General features: G+C 37.1%; 16 protein-coding genes and 1 pseudogene. 10 read left to right on the forward strand and 7 right to left on the reverse strand.

What is annotated here, in order from left to right; all coding sequences use genetic code 11:
* The 6 genes from ME1_RS00705 to ME1_RS00730 form a co-directional block, all read left to right on the forward strand.
* The coding region (locus tag ME1_RS00705; RefSeq protein WP_004862085.1) for a type ISP restriction/modification enzyme at positions 1–420 on the forward strand (420 nt) is incomplete at its 5' end.
* Positions 421–1,821: 1,401 nt separating this feature from the next.
* Complete coding sequence (locus ME1_RS00710; protein WP_004862087.1) at positions 1,822–2,607, forward strand: LbetaH domain-containing protein; 786 nt, start codon at positions 1,822–1,824, stop codon at positions 2,605–2,607.
* An 84-nt stretch (positions 2,608–2,691) separates the two neighbouring features.
* Positions 2,692–3,204, forward strand: a complete 513-nt coding sequence (locus ME1_RS00715; protein WP_004862088.1) for a hypothetical protein — start codon at positions 2,692–2,694, stop codon at positions 3,202–3,204.
* Positions 3,205–3,279: 75 nt separating this feature from the next.
* Entirely contained in the window at positions 3,280–4,068 is a 789-nt protein-coding gene (locus ME1_RS00720; protein WP_004862090.1) for a hypothetical protein, read from the forward strand.
* A gap of 698 nt (positions 4,069–4,766) precedes the next feature.
* Positions 4,767–6,134, forward strand: a complete 1,368-nt coding sequence (locus ME1_RS00725; RefSeq protein WP_004862092.1) for a leucyl aminopeptidase family protein — start codon at positions 4,767–4,769, stop codon at positions 6,132–6,134.
* A 163-nt stretch (positions 6,135–6,297) separates the two neighbouring features.
* Positions 6,298–7,164 carry a C40 family peptidase gene (locus ME1_RS00730; protein ID WP_004862094.1) on the forward strand — a complete coding sequence of 289 codons (867 nt, stop codon included), beginning with the start codon at positions 6,298–6,300 and terminating at the stop codon, positions 7,162–7,164.
* Positions 7,165–7,636: 472 nt separating this feature from the next.
* On the opposite strand, the gene mutT is transcribed toward ME1_RS00730, so the two are convergent.
* The 3 genes from mutT to ME1_RS00745 all read right to left on the reverse strand — a co-directional run bounded on the left by mutT (position 7,637) and on the right by ME1_RS00745 (position 10,505).
* On the reverse strand, positions 7,637–8,050 hold the full coding sequence (mutT, locus tag ME1_RS00735; protein ID WP_004862096.1) for an 8-oxo-dGTP diphosphatase MutT: 414 nt from the start codon (positions 8,048–8,050) through the stop codon (positions 7,637–7,639).
* Between the two features lie 133 nt (positions 8,051–8,183).
* Complete coding sequence (gene argJ, locus ME1_RS00740; protein WP_035011662.1) at positions 8,184–9,422, reverse strand: bifunctional glutamate N-acetyltransferase/amino-acid acetyltransferase ArgJ; 1,239 nt, start codon at positions 9,420–9,422, stop codon at positions 8,184–8,186.
* A gap of 129 nt (positions 9,423–9,551) precedes the next feature.
* Entirely contained in the window at positions 9,552–10,505 is a 954-nt protein-coding gene (locus tag ME1_RS00745; RefSeq protein ID WP_004862100.1) for a peptidylprolyl isomerase, read from the reverse strand.
* Positions 10,506–10,924: 419 nt separating this feature from the next.
* Here ME1_RS00745 and secA point away from each other — a divergent pair, with 419 nt between their 5' ends.
* From secA to prmC, 4 genes and pseudogenes are all read left to right on the forward strand, one after another.
* Positions 10,925–13,642 (forward strand): preprotein translocase subunit SecA, encoded by a 2,718-nt coding sequence (secA, locus tag ME1_RS00750; RefSeq protein WP_004862102.1) that lies wholly within the window; start codon positions 10,925–10,927, stop codon positions 13,640–13,642.
* Positions 13,581–14,080: pseudogene (locus tag ME1_RS00755) on the forward strand (Fur family transcriptional regulator). Before secA ends, ME1_RS00755 begins: the two are co-directional and overlap by 62 nt.
* A 180-nt stretch (positions 14,081–14,260) precedes the next feature.
* Entirely contained in the window at positions 14,261–15,340 is a 1,080-nt protein-coding gene (prfA, locus tag ME1_RS00760) for a peptide chain release factor 1 (protein WP_004862106.1), read from the forward strand.
* Complete coding sequence (prmC, locus tag ME1_RS00765) at positions 15,333–16,199, forward strand: peptide chain release factor N(5)-glutamine methyltransferase (RefSeq protein WP_004862109.1); 867 nt, start codon at positions 15,333–15,335, stop codon at positions 16,197–16,199. Before prfA ends, prmC begins: the two co-directional genes overlap by 8 nt.
* Here the strand turns inward: prmC and nrdF are convergent.
* From nrdF to nrdH, 4 genes are read right to left on the reverse strand one after another with little or no spacing between them, the layout of a single operon-like run.
* Positions 16,196–17,170, reverse strand: a complete 975-nt coding sequence (gene nrdF, locus ME1_RS00770; protein WP_004862111.1) for a class 1b ribonucleoside-diphosphate reductase subunit beta — start codon at positions 17,168–17,170, stop codon at positions 16,196–16,198. The two genes, prmC and nrdF, sit on opposite strands and share 4 nt — an antisense overlap.
* Positions 17,171–17,181: 11 nt before the next feature.
* Entirely contained in the window at positions 17,182–19,332 is a 2,151-nt protein-coding gene (gene nrdE, locus ME1_RS00775; protein WP_035008983.1) for a class 1b ribonucleoside-diphosphate reductase subunit alpha, read from the reverse strand.
* Complete coding sequence (gene nrdI, locus ME1_RS00780) at positions 19,314–19,712, reverse strand: class Ib ribonucleoside-diphosphate reductase assembly flavoprotein NrdI (protein WP_004862115.1); 399 nt, start codon at positions 19,710–19,712, stop codon at positions 19,314–19,316. The genes nrdE and nrdI overlap by 19 nt, the downstream gene beginning before the upstream one ends.
* Complete coding sequence (nrdH, locus tag ME1_RS00785; protein ID WP_004862118.1) at positions 19,712–19,936, reverse strand: glutaredoxin-like protein NrdH; 225 nt, start codon at positions 19,934–19,936, stop codon at positions 19,712–19,714. The genes nrdI and nrdH overlap by 1 nt, the downstream gene beginning before the upstream one ends.
* Positions 19,937–20,294 lie beyond the last annotated feature (358 nt).

Raw genomic sequence — 20,294 nt, forward strand, 5'->3', positions numbered from 1 at the left:
AATTATGAAAGCGTAGAACCTTATCCTGTGACCTTTAAAAAAGGTGACCCTAAACTTACAGATATTTCTAATCCTGAAAAGTTTTACTATGTTACAGAAATGAAATTTGCTGGGAATGGTAAGGAAAAGGATAAAACCACTGTTATTTACAACAGCAATATCACAATAACAGATATTCCTCTTGAAGCTTATGAATATATCGTAAATGGTAGACCCGCTCTTGAATGGGTTATGGGTCGGCAATGTGTAAAGACTGATAAAAAGAGTGGCATTGTGAATGATGCCAATTGCTATGCGCTTGAAACCATTGGCAACCCTGCTTATCCATTGGAATTATTTCAAAGGGTTATTACTGTAAGTTTAGAAACAATGAAGATTGTTAAGAGCCTCCCCAAATTGGAATTAAGGGAAACTGAATAGTCTTATAAAGCATGCTCACATTTCACATGATGGGTATGCACATCTTACAAGGGGTATAGAGTTTATATCTATACTCCCTTGTTAAGTTGATTATGTACACTCTTAAAAGGAATGATTTACCATGCGATCTTCTAAAAAAAGGAGTCTTGCACTTTTAAACACTTTCATTTGGATTGCTTTAAGAATGTTAAGAAATCCCATCTTAAACAGAATGAGATTTTTTTACATTGCCTTTAAAAGATTAACGCGCAATTTAAGATGATGCCATCATATCTTTCAAACGTTCTCTTTAAAGAGAAATATGAATGTTTTTATCTTTACATTATGACACCCTCAAAACTAATAAGCTATAAAAGTTTTGATAGCATTTCTCATAACCATCTCTTGTCTTTTGAAAAGCTTTAAAGAACCATATGTCCTCTCATAAAACATGATTTAAACACGTACCAAAATCATAAATGTTGTCAGTTAAATTTTTAGACAGATACTGACAAGTTTTGATCAATTGATATCATTAATTGTCTCTATAAATCATCTTATTAGCACTGATTATTTCTAAATAATACACTAACATATTGAAATATAACATTTTTGTCTTTTATCTAAAAGTTTTTTAATAGAGGGGGGGGGTAAATCAACGATAATCACTGACAAGAGACAAAAGCCCCTTAAGAGGTATTTTGATAAGGATATAAGAATTCAATAGGTATCTTTAGATCTTCTTATAACAGATAAAAACCGTATGATCATATTATCCTTTGTTATATAAAAATGATGCGATTTCTCTAGAGAATGAATCAAAACTATAGATTTGAATGAAAAGCGCTGGTTATGAAGATGCGATCTCTATTAAAGCTGTTTAAATTACAAACGTCTTATAAGAAAATTCACAAAAATATTCACAAGGCATTCAATAAAAATAACCATGATTTATAAAGTTAAAAATACGCATCATGAGCAGCGTTTTTAGTTATTATGAAGTTTAAAAGAGAAAAATAACGAAATTGCGTAATATAGAGTCAAATAAACGCAATAAAACAGAAAATATTTATAAGAACATGACGCATATTTATACACAATATGATAAAAAATAATCATAAAAAAATACAAAAAACAGCAAAATATAATTGACAATAAATACGTATTTTGGTATATAAATAATCAAGTGATCAAAACACTAATCTACAAGCGGATAGGTTACGAAACAGCCTCTCCCATTTATAAAAACTGGCTGTCTTTTATGCTCTTGTTAGTATATTAAGATTCTGTCGGGTGTGGTTACGCCATACAAGACCCTTTCGAGGGAAAAGCGTAACAACGGACTTGTAGCCGTGTTTTGAGCGCCCGGCGCCCTTAGTGGTGTCAATTCAAAACTTTTATTACTACAAGGAGACACTAGCTATGGAAGCTATTGTTAATGAAAAAACATCATCCAAAAAATATGAATTAACAACTGAAAACTTCACTTTTGAAGGAATTACTTTGCACCGCATTCGGGCTTTAAGGGATTTCGATGATGTAAAGGCGGGTGACCTTGGTGGTTTTATCGAAAATGAAGAGAACCTTTCTCATGATGGCAATTGCTGGGTTTATGACAATGCCGCGGTTTTTTTGAATGCCAAGCTTTATGAGAATGCTAAAATTTATCAAGAATCTAAAGTTTTTAGACATGCCAAGGTTTATGGCAATGCTACTGTAAATGGAAAGGCATGGGTTTTTGATTATGAAGCTCATGTTTATGAAAATGCAAAAATTCACGATAACGCTAGGGTCTGTGGTCATGTCTATGGCAATGCCGTTGTGAGTAATAACGCTACTATTGCCGATGGTGCCAAGGTTTATGATAACGCCCGTGTTTATGAGTGTGCACATGTTTGTGGTTATGTTTTTGGCAACGCTCATGTTTATGGAAAATCACGCATTTATGTGTGGGCGCATATTTATGGTAATGCGCATGTTTTTTGCAATGCGTGGATTAAGGATTATGCAAGCGTCTATGGAAATGCAAAGGTCTCTGGCTCGGCGCGCGTTGGCTGCTTGGCAAGAATTTATGATAATGCAAAGGTTTATGGCAAATCAAATATCGATCATCATGTAAAAATTTATGGCAACGCCGTGGTTAATAGCCGTGTAAAAATTCGTGATGATATTTGTGGTGATGATCAGTCTATAAAAGACGCTGCTTAATTAACACCACGGGCGCGGCGGGGCGCCTACTTTCCAAACCCTTTCATTCAAATTTTAGCAATTATTTAGATTAGGGAATAACCTATGTCCACTATAACTGTATCTAAAAAATATGAATTAACAAATGAAACACGTCTCTTTGCTAATCGTATATTATATCGCATTAAAGCTTTAAGAAACTTTTCTGATGTCAAGGCGGGTCAATTGGGTGGTTTTATTGAAAATGAAAAGAACCTCTCTCATGATGGCAACTGCTGGGTTTATGGTGATGCTCTGGTTTTAAACCCTGGTCATGTTTCTCAAGATGCCAAGGTGTTTAATAACTCTGTTATCGCTGGTTATGTTTATGGAAAGGCATGCGTTTTTGGAAAGGCTATCATTTTTGATCATGCTCATGTCTATGGTAATGCAAGAATTTATGATCATGCCCGTGTGATAAATCATCTCCATGTTTGTGAAAATGCCAATCTTCACGGCATGATTATGATTTTAGAAAAGACAAGTGATGATATTAAAACAAGAGCTTATGTAGAGCAGCTTTCCCATAATGAAATAAGAATTATCTGGCTACGGAATAAAGCCTTTTTAAACATCTAGGGTGCTGCGGGGCGCCCCTTTCTCTCAAATTTTCCGTTCAACTTTTTTCACAATCGAAATTGTGAGGCGTTTGTTATGTCTAAAAAATACCAATTAACAAATGAAATGAAACAATTGAAAGATAAAATGACACAAAAAATTACCAAGCTTTATCGCATTCGTGCTTTAAGAGATTTTGATGATGTCAAGGCGGGTGACCTTGGGGGCTTTATTGAAAAGGAAATCAACCTCTCTCATGATGGCAATTGCTGGGTTTATGATGATGCATGGGTTTATGGACATGCTCGTGTTTTTGAGAATGCAAAAATACGTCATCAGTCTCAAGTGTGTGGTCAAGTCTATGGTAATGCACAAATTTGTGATCAGGCTTTCATTTCTCAATATGCACAAATATATGACAATGCGCTGGTTTATAACAATGCCTCTGTATCTGGGTATGTTTATGGCAAGGCTCGTGTCTATGGCAATAGTCGCGTTTCAATTGAAGCCCATGTTTATGGCAATGCGCATCTTTCTCATAATAGTTATCTTTTTGAATATGCAAGGGTCTATGGCAATGCCAAGGTTTCAGGTTCTGCCTGTCTTTTTAATTATGCGCATGTTTATGGGCATGCTGTTATTAACAACCGTGCAAAAATTTATGGCAAGGTTTATGACTATGCAAAAGTGAGTGGCTGTGCTGAAATTTATGGCTCTGTTTATGAAAAAGCTCAGGTTACTCATACTGTCAAGGTCTGGGGGCGTGTTTGTGGACGTGCAAAACTCAATCGACAAAGTAAGGTTAAAGAGGTTCCCCAAAATAAAGAAGTTTCTAAAAGTGATATTCTGATGGAAATTATTGAAAGAATTGAAACAAAGGAATAATCAACAAACGCGGGGGGCGCTTTTTATGGGTTAATGCAAAAAAAGAAAGCCGTGCCAATTTACAATTTATATGACGCGGCTTTTAAATGGAGGTATTAACATGATTTAGTACAAAAGAAGCTAATAGCAAATGCATATATACAGAACCTATCATATTACAAGTTCTCTATTCTCTTTATAAAAACTTATCCAAAATAAGATAAATGAATGCTTCTGAAAGCGCTCTTTTAGATCATCACATTTGAATGAAAAAAGCCTATTAGCTCTGTGATGATTATAAACCTCTTTTGAAACGTATTCATAACAATGCCCTCATTTTTGAGGTGAGTAAAATTAGCCAATCCAAATTTGGATTAATCCCTTTCAAAAGAAAACATTTCAAATCTTTGCATTTAAACAAACTCTTATATTCAATTGCGTTTTAACAATGCGATTTATTTTATGATAAAAACGTATCATAAAATTTATGAGATGTTATGAATGATATCTGCTTTTCATTTCATTTGAATGCTCACATGCGTTATAATATTCGCATCATGATTTGCTTTTTATGGTTTGTTTATAGATGGCTATTGTTTATAAAAAATGTTCAATTGAATCGTGCATAAAAGTGTGGATTCTGAAGTGGATTTAAATAAAATAAATACCAATAACTTATTGAATTTATTGTATTTTTACAGGATATGGGATGCATCAATATGGACTCACATCACATTCATTTTAGCGCAACACGCGTTGATAATAGCTTTCCCATACTTTTAGTAAACCAAAAAGATCTTGCTAAGTTATCGCTTGATGCATCAACAACAACATGGATGAAAGTTAATGATTTTATCGGTAAAGCAGGACAAATACTCTTCATTCCTCACGAAAATGGGCAGTTGAAAAAAGTTTTATTTGGGCTTGGCAATGGTGATGAACCTTTTATCACAGGGCTTCTCGCTAAAAATCTTCCTGCTGGACATTGGCATTTAGAAGGAGAAGCCTCCCATGAAATAAATAGCTACCTTGGATTGGCATTTGGAAGTTACCAATTCAACCGCTATCGTCAAAATTTTTCCTCCAAATCATTATCGTTCTATGTAAGCGATAGGATTGATTTTGATGAACTTCAACGGATTTATAAAACCGTCTTTTTTGTACGTGATCTCATCAATATTCCAGCCAATGATATGAACCCTGATACCCTCGAGGAAGAAGCACGCCAATTGGGGAAAGCTTACGATGCTGATGTCCAAAGTATTTGTGGAGATGCGCTTTTAACACATAATTTTCCAATGATCCATGCCGTAGGACGAGCTAGCAGCATTGCACCACGACTCATTGATCTACACTGGGGACAAGAAAATCATCCTAAAATAACGTTGGTTGGCAAAGGTGTAACCTTTGATACTGGAGGTCTCAATATTAAATCAGCTCATAACATGTCACTCATGAAAAAAGACATGGGAGGGAGTGCACATGTTTTGGGGTTGGCTAAACTTATTATGGATGCCAAATTACCTTTTCGTTTACGTGTTTTGATTCCAGCCGTTGAAAATGTAATTTCTGACAATGCTTACAGACCGAGCGATATCCTCCAAAGTCGTAAAGGTTTAAGTATAGAAGTTGGTAATACAGATGCTGAAGGTCGGCTTGTTCTTGCTGATGCGCTTGCCTATGGTGATGAAGAAAGTCCACAATTCATGCTTTGTATGGCGACTTTAACAGGAGCAGCACGTATAGCATTAGGACCAGATCTTGCCGCATTTTATTGCAATGATTCAAAATGGGCCCAACAAATTTCTCAATCTGCTTATTCTGTTTCAGATCCTCTTTGGCAAATGCCACTTTGGAAACCTTATCAGGAAATGTTATCATCACCATTTGCTGATCTTAATAATATAAGTGGAAATAACTTTGCTGGATCTGTAGTTGCTGCTTTATTTCTGAACTCTTTTGTTGAAAAAGCCGAACATTTTGCGCATTTTGACCTTTATGGGTGGGTTTCAAAAGAAAAACCAGGCTTCCCTGTCGGTGGTTCCGCACAAGTTATTCGTGCTCTTTATAACCTCTTTAAAAATTGACACAAAATAAACAACATATAAATAGATAACTATGGAGATTTAAGGGCGATTGTTCTTCATCTTTAATTGTGTTCTGTAATTTATTTGAGGATAAAAATCCTACCAATATCGATTATCGTGAGCCCATTTAAAGGTAAAAAACAAAAAATAAAAGGTAAGAAAAATGTTCTCTAAAGATCCTAGGTTGCATGCATTCAGAGATGATCTAGCAGACAAACGTCTTGAAAAAGAAGTTACAGCTCAGCGTTTTGTGGAAGGTGAAATAAGACGCGTTAATATACCTGTTGCTGGACTGTTTAAAGAAAATAGTAAAAAAAGTGAAATGCAAACAGAGTGCTTATTAGGAGAAGAACTTCGCATTTTTGAACACGGGGAAGTTATGTCGTGGGGACAATCTCTCAAAGATGGCTATGTTGGCTATATTGATACAAAAGCGCTTTGCACATCAACCGTAAAACAAACACATGTTGTTTCAGCCCCACGTACTTTTCAATATTTCCAAGCTGACTTACGTGGACCAGTAGAATGTGCTTTATCCATAGGAAGTAAGGTAAGCGTTGTTGATGAAATTGAAGTTCGTGAAACCAAGTATTCTATACTTGAAAGCGGGAAAGCAATTATTAGCAATCATCTCAGTCCAATTGGCCAAGTGTGTAAAGATTATGTTACGGTTGCTGAAATGTTGGTCCATACACCTTACCTTTGGGGTGGAACTAGTGGTTTTGGAATTGATTGCTCAGGACTGATCCAGCTTTCTATGATAATGGCTGGTCATGTGGTTTTGCGTGATACTGACATGCAACAAAAAACTATAGGAAATCAACTCTCAGACAATGATAAACTTCAACGAGGTGATTTGATTTTCTGGAAAGGTCATGCTGCTATTATGGTTGATCATGAAAATATCATTCATGCAAATGGTTCCTCTATGGATGTTATGGTTGAACCACTGGAAAAAGCAGTTACACGTATTGCTCAAAAATATCAACGATATCCTATAGAAAAACGCCGTCCCACACTGGGAATATAGTACGTGCTTTTGATATAAGCATGAGAGAAAAATAACTCCGGTATTACATTTTTCCATGAGTTCGCTTTGAATTTTTATAACGGAGTAAACCGTAACTAATTTCTGATCTCATATGAAAGAAAAGTACCTTCACAAAATTATTTATGTTGAATAGGCTTAATTACTTGGTCTTAGACCTCACATTCGACATTAAAACCTTTGTCAACATTCACAGATTTTGGAAATATTGGAAAAAATCGTAACTTGTTTACTGAATAGTTTTTATTAAAATATTCCGTGCTAAACGCAACACGTTGATTTATAATATATATTAAAGGTATGTCATAACAATGATTAAGTACTTGATCACATAAAAAAGAAAAACTAGAAAAAATTTTCTGCGAAAGAATCTTCTTAAATCTAATCTATCATTAACATCTCATGAAACAGAAACCTCTGATTTGTAAGCAGTATTTTCTCCTCACAAATATTATTAAAGAAGGAGTTTTTTTAATACCTGAACCAATGGCTTGTCAGCAGCAGGCATAGGATATTTATCAAGTTCACCAATAAAAACCCATTTTAAGTTTTGTCCCTCTCGTCCTTGCGCAAAACCTTCATAATGATAACAAAGATACAACGGCATTAAGAGATGAAATGTTTCATAAGTATGACTTGCAAATGTTAAGGGTAATAAGTTATTTTCCTGAACATAAATACCAAGTTCTTCTTTTAATTCACGAATCAATGACTCTTCTGGAGTTTCACCTTTTTCAACCTTTCCTCCAGGAAACTCCCATAAACCAGCTAATGATTTTCCTTGAGGGCGTTCTGTAAGCAAAACACGCTTATCTTGATCCAACAATGCGCATGCAACGACAAGAAGAAGTGAATTTTTTCTATGCATATCACTCTCCACTAGGAATAGTAAGGATAACCTCTCTTCTATAACGCCCTCTACTCCAAGATGGAAGAATTTAAATACCTAGTTCTCTCTAAAAAATGTACAAATATCCAATGTCAAATTTATGGTGCATCAATTAACTTCTGTAATCGCTATTAATCATAACGTACTCTTTCGTCAAATCACAAGACCAAACTGTCGCCTTACCACTGCCCAAACCAATATCAACGCGAATTGTGATGTGCTTACTTCGCATGTAAGCACCTATTGTCTCTTCACAATACTCAAGATCACGTTCCCCATTTACAGCCAAACGATGATCTCCAAACCAAATCGTCAAGAGATCACGGTCGACTTCAACACCTGCTTTACCAACAGCCATAACCACCCGTCCCCAATTAGCATCTTCACCAGCAATGGCTGTTTTTACAAGCGGTGAATTTGCAATTGAGAAAGCAATAGTTTTAGCCGAACTCTCTGTTGTAGCACCAGTCACATTAACTTCAATTAAATGACGAGCACCCTCACCATCACAAACAACTTGTAACGCAAGTTCATGCAAAAGCGCACTCAATTGCTTTGAGAACACCTCATAACGCGGATCGGATTTACTCGTGAGAGGTGGCAAATCTCTCTTTGCCTTGCCTGTGGCAAACATCATCAATGTATCTGATGTTGAAGTATCACTATCAATAGTAATCGAATTGAAAGACCCTTGGACTGCTTCTGATAACATAGATTGAAGTATATCCGAAGAAATATCTGCATCACTCACCACAAAGGAGAGCATCGTCGCCATATCTGGTGCAATCATACCCGCACCTTTTGCAATCCCATTAATGGTGACAGTCTCTCCTCCACAATCAAATCTGCGTGTAGAAAGTTTTGGAAATGTATCAGTTGTCATAATGGCTTTTGCCGCTTCCAACCAGTTTCCTTCCTCTGCGGTTGCCGCCATAGTTGGTAAAAGATTCACAACGCAAGAAGCATCCATCGGCTCACCAATAACACCGGTAGAAGCTATAAAAATTTCATTTTCTTTAGCCTTCAAAGCGCTTGCGGCTGCATACATGATTTCATTTGTTGTATGCCTTCCTTTGCGTCCAGTAAAAGCATTCGCATTCCCCGAATTAACAACAACTCCCCTAGCAACCCCATGAGAAAGCGATGCGCGACAATGTTCTACAGGAGCTGACGGGCATTTTGAACGCGTAAAAACACCTGCCACACTTGCTGGCTCATCAAATATGATAAAAAGAAGATCTGTACGACCTTTATATTTAATCCCAGCTTCAGCTGTTGCTATTCGCACACCAGATAACGGTGGAAGCTCCTGTATGTTTGTGGGAGACAAAGGAGATATTTTAGAAATCACAGCACGTTTTCCATAAAAACAGATAATGATTGCAGATACATGATCTCTCACAAAAAACTACTAAGCTTTTTGAATGGAATAGACCTACCAAATCACTAAGTAAAGATACTATCCGCTTCTTCTTCCTTGCTATTCCGTATCTTCTTCATCAGATGCTGCATTTGGAAACGGCGTCCCATTCTGATTAAGCGATTGCATAAGTTTTAAAACATTAGGATCAGGATACTTCACATCTATCTTACTGCGCAAATCAGCAATCAGTTTTTGGTAGCGCTCTTTTATTAACTGTGTACGCAACATTTCTTTAACATCATCAAATACAGGAGGTTGTTTCAAACGACGATCTTCCACCTTAATAACGTGCCAACCAAAAGGGCTTTCAACAGGATTTTTAGTGTATTCGCCAACTTTTAAGCCAAATGCAGCATCTTCAAAAGGCTTGACCATTTGACCATGGCTGAAATAACCAAGATCTCCCCCAACAGCAGCGGAGCCATCTGTTGAACTCTTTTTAGCTATTTCCTCAAAATTTTCCCCTTTATTTAAACGCTTAATGATAGCCTCTGCTTCTTTTTTTGTTTTCACTAAAATATGACGCGCTTTAACTTCATCTTCTTTAGGCAAAGCAGCCACTTCTTTATTATAAAGGGCTTCCAAATCAGTATCTGAAATCTGATCAACAATTGTCTGTTTAAAATAAAGCTGCTGAAGAACATTGTCACGCATAACTGCCATACGTTTATCGTAAGCTTCAGTCTTATCGATACCCTTGCTCTTTGCTGCTTTAGCAAGCGCCTGCATATCCAAGTAAGCTTTTAAAACCATTACACGGCGTTGTTCATCAGGAAAACGCGCTAAATTAGGATTGATTTCAAGCGCTAATTCATCCAATTGCCCTACTGTAATATTCTTCCCATCAACAACCGCCATAACATGAGAGGGAGAAACTGTTTTTTCAGAAGCTTTCTCCAAAGTCTTTAAATCATTCGACGGTGAATTCAAATTTTCTTGGGCTACCACCCCTAAACTCGTACTCGTCAATAAAGTTGATGTCAAAAACAGCGTGATAAAATTGAATTTCATAAATAAACTCCTTAGAAATGAAGGTCGGTTCAAGATTCTCATTTTTCTTACTGTAACATTTTAATCTCTAAATACAGATAAATAAATGAGTAATTTTATTTTAAAAAGCATAAAATTACCCTTTTATCTCAGCTTATCCTATCCCATCTTATGCGCATGCAAAATGTGATAATATAAAGAAATGACATATTATATCCTAAATTACTTTGTATTGTGTCAAATAAACAGCATTACTAAAGTTGACACAGTGCGCTTCGCCTCTTATCTCTACTTTACAATTAGAGTGAAAAATTGCACACCAACAAGTATAATGGTACCATTTGCATTTAATTATATGAAATGCCTTGGGGGTTGCAAGCACGGGGATGGCATATGAACGACCCAATAAGAGTGATAACAATTAAAAGAAAGGACCAGAGATGGTCGGTTTAGGTGTCTTTGCACGTAAATTTTTTGGTTCAGCTCAAGAGAGACGTCTCAAGGTTCTTCGCCAAAAAGTTTTACAAATTAATGTCTTGGAAGAGCAATTCGTAAAATTAAGTGATGCGCAACTGCGTCAAAAAACTGATGTGTTTCGTAAACGCCTTGCCGAAGGTGAAAACATTGATCAACTCCTACCAGAAGCTTTTGCAACTGCTCGTGAAGCAGCAAAACGTGTTTATGATATGCGTCCTTTTGATGTACAGCTCATTGGTGGAATGGTGCTCCATGAGTGTGGCATTGCTGAAATGCGCACAGGTGAAGGTAAAACATTAATGGCAACTCTGCCAATTTATCTCAATGCGTTGGAAGGAAAAGGTGTTCATGTCGTTACGGTAAATGATTATCTTGCTAGTCGTGATGCAGAAACAATGGGGAAAATTTTCAGTTTTCTAGGATTAACAACGGGCGTGATTTTGCATGATCTTGATAATGATGCCCGCCGAGCAGCCTATGCATGTGACATTACCTATGCAACAAATAACGAATTGGGCTTTGATTATCTGCGTGACAACATGGCCTTTGATCGTAGTCAAATGGTTCAGCGTGGACATCATTACGCAATTGTTGATGAAGTTGATTCAATCCTTATTGATGAAGCACGTACCCCCCTTATTATTTCTGGTCCTCTAGAAGATCGTACCGACTTCTATAACCTTATTGATACATTTATTCCTGCCTTAACTCCAGAAGACTATGAAATAGACGAAAAACAAAAAACAACAACTTTTACTGAAGTCGGTACTGAAAAAATTGAAAAAATGCTTGAACAAGCTGGGTATCTTAAAGGTGAAAGTCTTTATGATATAGAAAATGTTTCTATCGTCCACCATGTCAATAACGCGCTAAAAGCTCATAAGCTGTTTGTCCGAGACAAGGATTACATTGTTCGCAATGATGAAATTGTTATCATCGACGAATTTACAGGTCGTATGATGCCAGGACGGCGTTATTCTGAAGGACTTCATCAAGCTCTAGAAGCTAAAGAGCATGTTGCTATTCAACCAGAAAATCAGACATTAGCGTCTATCACTTTTCAAAACTATTTCCGTATGTACAGAAAACTGTCCGGAATGACTGGAACTGCCACAACAGAAGCTGAAGAATTCAGTAATATTTATGGTCTTGAAGTCGTAGAAGTTCCTACCAACTTACCAGTACAGCGTCTTGACGAAGATGATGAAATCTATCGAACAGCAGAAGAAAAATATCGTGCTATTGTACGTGATATCCGTCAAGCGCACGAAAAAGGACAACCTATTCTTGTTGGCACAACTTCTATTGAAAAGTCAGAACAATTAGCAGAACGTTTGCGAAAAGAGGGTATTACTGATTTTAGAGTCTTAAATGCCCGCTATCATGAGCAAGAAGCATACATCATTGCGCAAGCAGGCGTTCCTGGAGCTTTAACAATTGCAACCAACATGGCTGGTCGTGGTACTGATATACAACTTGGTGGCAACGTCGAAATGCGTATCCGACAAGAATTACAGGATATGCCTGATGGGCTAGAGCGGACTACTAAAATTGAAGAAATCAAAAAAGATGTTCAACATCTTAAAGATAAAGCACTAGCTGCTGGTGGTCTTTATGTTATTGCAACAGAACGCCACGAAAGCCGCCGTATTGATAACCAGCTGCGTGGACGTTCCGGTCGCCAAGGTGATCCTGGTCGCTCAAAATTCTTTCTCTCTCTTCAAGATGATCTTATGCGTATCTTCGGCTCAAACCGTATGGATGGCATGCTGCAAAAACTTGGATTGAAAGAAAATGAAGCTATTACCCATCCGTGGATTAATAAAGCCCTCGAAAAAGCGCAAAAAAAAGTCGAAGCACGAAATTTTGAAATCCGTAAAAATTTGTTAAAATATGACGATGTCATGAATGACCAACGCAAAGTTATTTTTGAACAGCGTATGGAAGTCATGAATGCAAATGATTTAACAGATATGATCCTTGAAATGCGCAATGAGGTGATTGAAGATCTCGTAGAAGCCTATATTCCATCTGGAACTTATTCTGAAAAATGGAATGTGAAAGCTCTACAAGAGGAAATTCACCAACTCTTCAATCTGGAGCTTCCGATAGAAGAATGGGCAAAAGAAGATGGAATTGCTGAAGAACAAATTTTAGAACGCATATCAGATGCTGTTACCAAACTTGAAAACGAACGTACTGAACGCTACTCTCCAGAAGTAATGGCTTATTTTCACAAAGCCATGTTACTTGAAACCATTGATACACTATGGCGTGAACATCTGGTAAGTTTAGATCATTTACGTTCTGTCGTTGGTTTTCGTGGTTATGCGCAACGGGATCCACTCAACGAATATAAAACCGAGTCATTTGAACTTTTTCAAACTATGCTTATAAATTTACGCCGAGTCGTTACTTCTAAGCTCATGCGTTTTGAAATCGTGCAACAGCCCACAGAGCCACTCATAGATGAGCAAAGCAATACTAATTCTTCTGTTTTTAACGATCAAGGCAAGGAAAGTGGCTCAACTTTATGGACGCGCTCACAAGAGAATAAGTTTGTTGATCCGAAAGACCGGGACCCTAATGATTTTACTACATGGGGAAAAGTTGGACGTAATGAACGTTGTCCTTGTGGTTCAGAGAAAAAATACAAACATTGTCATGGAGCTTTTGTTTGAACAACAAACACAATTAAGAAGATGAATAAGAAGCGAAATTATGAGCAAGAATTACGCACTGCAGGTTTAAGAGTAACGCGTCAAAGGCGTATTATTCTCGATATTTTGATTGATACAAATGATCACCCAAACGCGTTTGAAATTTTTCAACGCGCCCACAAAATAGATTCGAGTATTTCGCTATCGACCGTTTACCGTACCATGAAAATATTAGAAGGAAATGGGAAAATTCATCGTCATACCTTTAGTGGTGGCCCGTCTCGTTTTGAGCAAGCAGATGGGCATCATCATGATCATCTCATTGATGTGGAAACTGGGCAAGTTATCGAATTTCACTCTGATATCATTGAAAAGCTGCAAGAAGAAATTGCCAAATCTCTGGGCTATGATATTATTTACCATCGTCTTGAACTTTATGGAAAAAAACATAACTCTTAAAGAGCTAATTTTGTATGTATAATCAAAAAGCTCTTCATATAAATCGAATTTTATACAAGTTTACCTTCAAAACTTATAGTTTTCATTGGCAAGAAAGTTTTTCTGCTTTATTACCCTCTTTTAGCTAATGCTATAAAGTAATCAATTACCAATATTATAATAAATTAGGCCAATATAATCATGGTTTCTTTGCCAAAAGATCGTATGAGACAGCTTGAAAAACGCTTTGAAATAATTGAAAGCCAAATGGCTCAAAGCCCAAATGCTGAAACATATGTAAAATTAGCTTCTGAATATGCAGAATTACAGCCAATTGTTAGTCCCATACGCGCATTAAATGCTCTGTACAGAGAAATTACAGAACTAGAAACTATAATCAATGACAAGCTAACAGATATAGAGATGCGTAACCTCGCCCAAGAAGAGCTACCACTATTACATCAAAAAATAGAACAATTTGAGCAAGAACTCCAGATTCTTCTTTTGCCTAAAGATGTTGCTGATGAAAAAAGTGCCATTGTTGAAATTCGAGCAGGAACAGGCGGATCAGAAGCAGCGCTTTTTGCTGGTGATCTTTTTCGCATGTATGAACGTTATGCTGCTTCTCATAACTGGAAAGTTGAGGTCGTTTCACTTAGTGAGGGAGAAGTTGGGGGATATAAAGAAATTATTGCAACGATTTCAGGAAAAGGTGTCTTTTCTAAACTGAAATTTGAATCAGGTGTTCATCGTGTACAACGTATCCCTGAAACAGAAACAAGTGGACGTATCCATACATCGGCTGCTACCGTTGCAGTGCTTCCAGAAGCTGAAGAAATTGATATTGAAATTCGTTCGGAAGATATTCGTATTGATACAATGCGCGCATCTGGAGCAGGAGGGCAACATGTCAATACAACAGATTCAGCTGTTCGTATCACACATATTCCAACAGGAATTATGGTTGTACAAGCAGAAAAATCTCAACACCAAAACCGTGCACGAGCACTGCAAATTTTACGTGCGCGCTTATTCGATATCGAACGACAAAAAGCGGAAAGTGAACGATCAGCATCCCGTAAAAACCAAGTTGGTTCTGGTGACCGATCAGAACGTATTCGTACCTATAATTTCCCTCAAGGACGAATCACTGATCATCGCATTAATCTCACTTTGTATAAACTTGATCGTATCTTGGAAGGAGATCTCGAGGAACTTATTCATGCACTTATATCTAATCATCAAACAGCGCTCCTAACGGAAATGGATAATAATGAATGATCATGCTCTCAACAATATCATCCGGAAAACTCAAGAGAAATTGTGCACTCAAGGAATCTCTGAAGCTAATCTTGATGCAAAAATACTTGTTGAATTGGTAACAGGTACAAATACGCTTGATAGAATTTCTCAACCAGATTTATGCCTCTCTTTTGAGCAAATCACACAATTAGAACGCGCTATACAACGACGTATTTCTGGAGAGCCTGTTTATCGTATTATCGGAAAAAGGGAATTCTATGGCATATCTTTCGCATTATCTCAAGATACGTTAGAACCACGCCCTGATACAGAAACGCTCGTGGATCTCGTTTTACCGCTTCTCAAAAAACATGAAGAAAAATCAAGAAAAACAACAATCCTTGATATGGGAACAGGCAGTGGTGCCATTGCAATTGCGATTCTTAAACAAATTCCCCAATCCTATGCAACCGCTGTCGATATTTCTGAAGATGCTCTCAAAACAGCTACAAAAAACGCAAAGAATGCGGAAGTGTTAAACCGCTTTACCCCCCTACTCAGTGATTGGTTTAATTCTGTCACAGATCAATTTGATCTTATTATTTCTAACCCACCTTATATTCCGGAAGCAGATATTCAATACCTTGCAAAGGAAGTGCGTCTTCATGATCCATTGCGCGCTCTAGTTGGTGGAAAAGATGGTCTTGATTTTTATCGAAAACTTTCTCATGAAGCGGCAAATTACTTAAACACAAAAGGTTTTGTCGCTGTCGAAATTGGTTACTCTCAAGAAAAAGAAGTTTGCAATCTATTTGAAAAAAATGGCTTTCAGTGTTTAGAAATGCGTAAAGATCTAAATGATATACCCCGCGCACTTCTTTTTACACGCAATCATTAAAACTCCCAATCATCATCCGTGGTAGCAACCGCCTTGCCAATAACGTAAGAAGAGCCAGCTCCTGAAAAAAAATCATGATTTTCATCAGAGCTTGGTGACAAAGCTGCTAAAATAGCGGGATTAACACGACAAACCTCAGGGGGGAAAAGAGCTTCAAAACCTAAATTCATTAAAGCTTTGTTTGCATTATAATGAAGAAAAACTTTAACATCTTCTGTTAATCCAAGTGCATCATAAAGATCTTCAGTATACTTGCATTCAATATTGTAAAGATCGAAGAGCAAATTAAAAGCAAAATCTTTAATTTCTTGCTTTTTGGCTTCATCAAGTTTTGCAAACCCCAATTGAAATTTATAGCCTATATAATAACCATGTACAGCTTCATCACGAATGATAAGCCGAATGAGATCCGCTGTATTTGTTAATTTAGCGCGACTTGCCCAATACATGGGTAAATAAAAACCAGAATAAAATAAAAAACTTTCTAATAGAGTCGAAGCAATTTTCTTCTTAAGTGGATCATTTGCTTCATAACGCTCAAGCACTAATCTTGCTTTTTTCTGCAAATGAACATTTTCTTCTGACCACCTAAACGCATCATCAACTTCTACTGTCGAACATAGGGTGGAAAAAATAGAAGAATAAGAACGTGCATGAACTGCTTCCATGAAGGCAATATTCGTCAAAACAGCCTCCTCATGCTCTGTTATCGCATCAGCCAGCAATGAAATGGCTCCTACGGTATTTTGAATCGTGTCTAGGAGCGTTAATCCTGTAAAAACACGAATCGTTAGCTTGCGTTCTTCCTCCGTCAAACTTGACCAAGAAGGAATATCATTAGAAAGTGGAACTTTTTCAGGCAACCAAAAATTTCCAGTTAAGCGATTCCATACTTCAAGATCTTTCTCATCATGCAATCTATTCCAATTAACAGCACAAACAACAGGATTTTTGGTTGTAATCTTCGTCATATGATGATCTCCTATAGACTACATGAAACACAGCCATCCACTTGCGTTCCACTCAACGCCACTTGCCGTAATCGTACATAATAAATACTCTTTATACCTTTTTTCCAAGCATAAATTTGCGCACGATTAATATCACGCGTGGTAGCAGTATCAGGAAAAAACAACGTTAATGAAAGACCTTGATCAACATGCTGTGTGGCAGCAGCATAGGTATCAATAATTTTTTCAGGGCCAATCTCATAAGCATCCTGATAGAAATTCAAATTCGTATTGTCCATATAAGGAGCGGGGTAATAAACGCGCCCAATTTTTCCCTCTTTACGAATCTCAATCTTTGAAGCAATCGGATGAATAGAAGATGTCGCATGATTAATATAAGAAATAGAGCCTGTGGGAGGAACAGCCTGCAAATTGCGATTATAAAGCCCATATTCAACCACTAAATTCTTGAGTTCCTGCCAATCCTTTTGGTCTGGTATAACAATATTATTACGCGCAAAAAGCTCCTGTACAATCGCAAATTGCGGCTTCCATTCTTTCTCAAGATATTTTGCAAAAAAACGGCCATCTGCATAAGCTGACTTCTCAAATCCCGCAAATACCTGTTGACGTTCGCGTGCAATTAAATTGGAAGCCCGTATTGCATGATATGTCACAATATAAAAATAGATATTGGTGAAATCAATCGCTTCTGGGGATCCATAATAAATCTGTTCACGCGCTAAAAAACCGTGCAAATTCATTTGTCCTAAACCAATCGCATGACTTTCAGCATTGCCTTTCGCAATAGAAGGCACACACGCAATATCACTCATATCAGAAACAGCAGTAAGAGCACGAACAGCAGCTTCCACTGTCTGACCAAAATCACGACTTTCCATTGCTTTGGCAATATTCATTGAACCAAGATTACAGGATATATCACTTCCGATAGTGCGATAAGTTAAATCTGTCTCTAATTCACTCGCCTCACTCACCTGCAAAATTTCTGAACATAAGTTGCTCATACTAATGCGGCCTGCAATCGGATTCGTTCGATTGGCGGTATCCTCAAATAAAATATAGGGATAACCAGACTCAAATTGAATTTCCGCTAATGTCTGGAAAAAAACACGTGCACTTATTTTCTTTTTACGAATCTTTGCATTATCAACAAAAGAACGATAATGTTCCGTCAAAGAAATGTCGCTAAAGGATTTCCCTGTAACACGCTCAATATCATAAGGTGAGAACAGATACATATCCTCATTATTACGTGCAAGTTCAAAAGTAATATCAGGTATTACCACACCAAGCGAAAGAGTTTTAATTCTGACTTTCTCATCAGCATTCTCGCGCTTTGTATCCAAAAACTTCATAATATCTAAATGATGTGCATGTAAATAAACAGCACCAGCCCCTTGCCGCGCTCCAAGTTGATTGGCATAAGAAAAAGAATCTTCTAAAAGTTTCATCACAGGTAATACACCTGAAGATTGGTTTTCTATTTGCTTGATTGGTGCCCCTGCCTCCCGCAAATTGGTTAAACAAAGTGCCACACCTCCGCCACGTTTCGAAAGTTGCAAAGCTGAATTGACTGAACGACCTATCGATTCCATATTGTCTTCAACACGCAATAAAAAACACGAAACCAATTCGCCCCGTTGTTTTTTTCCTGCATTCAAAAATGTAGGGGTCGCTGGTTGGAAACGTCCTGTAATAATTTCATCTAAAAAAATCTCAGCAAGAGCTTTATTCCCTTGTGCTAAATATAGAGCAACAAGACAAACACGATCCTCATAACGCTCAAGATAACGCTTCCCATCAAAAGTCTTCAGTGTGTAGCTGGTATAGTACTTAAATGCGCCTAAAAAAGTAGGAAAACGAAATTTAAATGCATAAGCACGTTTGAAAAGTTTTTTGATAAAAGAAAAATCATAAAGCTCAAACAAAGCTTTTTCATAGTAACCTTCCTCTATCAAATAGTCTATTTTTTCCTTAAGATTGTGAAAAAAAACCGTGTTTTGATTAACATGCTGGAGAAAATATTGCCGCGCAGCAAGCCGATCCATATCAAATTGGATATGACCATTTTCATCATAAAGATTAAGCATTGCATTCAATGCGTGATAATCCATGATCTGTCCTGATTTCTGCGATTGTTCTATATCGATTGTTTCCAAAATCTTTCCAATCCCTTCTTTACACAAATAACGTCTTCATCAGTTCCACGTAGCTCAAAACGATAAAGGCAAGGCACAAAACATTTTTCAGAAATGATCTTACTCGCTAAATTATAATAACGACCAAAATTGCGATTCCCACCACCAATAACACCACGAATTAATTTGCGATTCTCTACCTCATTGAGAAAACGAATAACTGCTTTTGGAACAGCCATTCTCCCTTCACCATCTGCATATGTAGGAACAACTAACACATAAGGCTCATCAACTAGCACAGACGGTTTTCTTTTATCAATCTTGAAGAGTCTTTGACCAAGCTGAGAGACAAAATGTTCAGTATTACCCGTTGCACTCGAATAATAAACAATAAGTCCCATTAAACACAAAGACCACTAATCATATCTGGTCTAAAACCAGACCAATGATTTTCACCACAAACTACGACAGGAACTTGACGATATCCCAGAGATTGAACAAAAATATATGCTTGTTCATCACGGGAAATATCCACAACCCGATAATGAATGCCTTTAGCATCAAGGGCACGACGCGTAGCATCACATTGGACGCAAGATGGTTTGCTATAAATAGTGATAGGCATTTTTTTCAACTTTCACATTTTCAAAAAAATCAACCCACAAAGGATTAATTCTGGCAATTTTATAGATAACTCAAGAACAACAAAAGATAGCAATTGTACACAAACACATAGGACTCAAATCTTGTTCGATAACACATAGCTTCCTTAACATAACGAAATTCCCATCAAACATTTAAAAAATTATGGTGAGAATAAATGATTATTCTACAACTTAAATGGTCCCCTCTTATAAAACAATCTTTTGCTTGCATTACAATTCCCTTCTAATGTCTCAAAAAAACAAAGCCCCAGCAGCCATTTCTTCATAGCTCAGCTCTACTCTTTCACGACAAAAATCAATTACAAAAACGAAAGGAAA

Origin of the sequence: Bartonella vinsonii subsp. arupensis OK-94-513 (assembly GCF_000278235.1) — a bacterium.
GTDB classification, from domain to species: Bacteria; Pseudomonadota; Alphaproteobacteria; order Rhizobiales; family Rhizobiaceae; genus Bartonella; species Bartonella arupensis.

What these genes read in the sequence shown, in the direction of transcription:
- ME1_RS00710 (WP_004862087.1), top strand. Translation starts at nt 1,822, where the DNA reads ATGGAAGCTATTGTTAATGAAAAAACATCATCCAAAAAATATGAATTA.
- ME1_RS00715 (WP_004862088.1), top strand. Translation starts at nt 2,692, where the DNA reads ATGTCCACTATAACTGTATCTAAAAAATATGAATTAACAAATGAAACA.
- ME1_RS00720 (WP_004862090.1), top strand. Translation starts at nt 3,280, where the DNA reads ATGTCTAAAAAATACCAATTAACAAATGAAATGAAACAATTGAAAGAT.
- ME1_RS00725 (WP_004862092.1), top strand. Translation starts at nt 4,767, where the DNA reads ATGGACTCACATCACATTCATTTTAGCGCAACACGCGTTGATAATAGC.
- ME1_RS00730 (WP_004862094.1), top strand. Translation starts at nt 6,298, where the DNA reads ATGTTCTCTAAAGATCCTAGGTTGCATGCATTCAGAGATGATCTAGCA.
- mutT (WP_004862096.1), bottom strand. Translation starts at nt 8,050, where the DNA reads ATGCATAGAAAAAATTCACTTCTTCTTGTCGTTGCATGCGCATTGTTG.
- ME1_RS00745 (WP_004862100.1), bottom strand. Translation starts at nt 10,505, where the DNA reads ATGAAATTCAATTTTATCACGCTGTTTTTGACATCAACTTTATTGACG.
- secA (WP_004862102.1), top strand. Translation starts at nt 10,925, where the DNA reads ATGGTCGGTTTAGGTGTCTTTGCACGTAAATTTTTTGGTTCAGCTCAA.
- prfA (WP_004862106.1), top strand. Translation starts at nt 14,261, where the DNA reads ATGGTTTCTTTGCCAAAAGATCGTATGAGACAGCTTGAAAAACGCTTT.
- prmC (WP_004862109.1), top strand. Translation starts at nt 15,333, where the DNA reads ATGAATGATCATGCTCTCAACAATATCATCCGGAAAACTCAAGAGAAA.
- nrdF (WP_004862111.1), bottom strand. Translation starts at nt 17,170, where the DNA reads ATGACGAAGATTACAACCAAAAATCCTGTTGTTTGTGCTGTTAATTGG.
- nrdI (WP_004862115.1), bottom strand. Translation starts at nt 19,712, where the DNA reads ATGGGACTTATTGTTTATTATTCGAGTGCAACGGGTAATACTGAACAT.
- nrdH (WP_004862118.1), bottom strand. Translation starts at nt 19,936, where the DNA reads ATGCCTATCACTATTTATAGCAAACCATCTTGCGTCCAATGTGATGCT.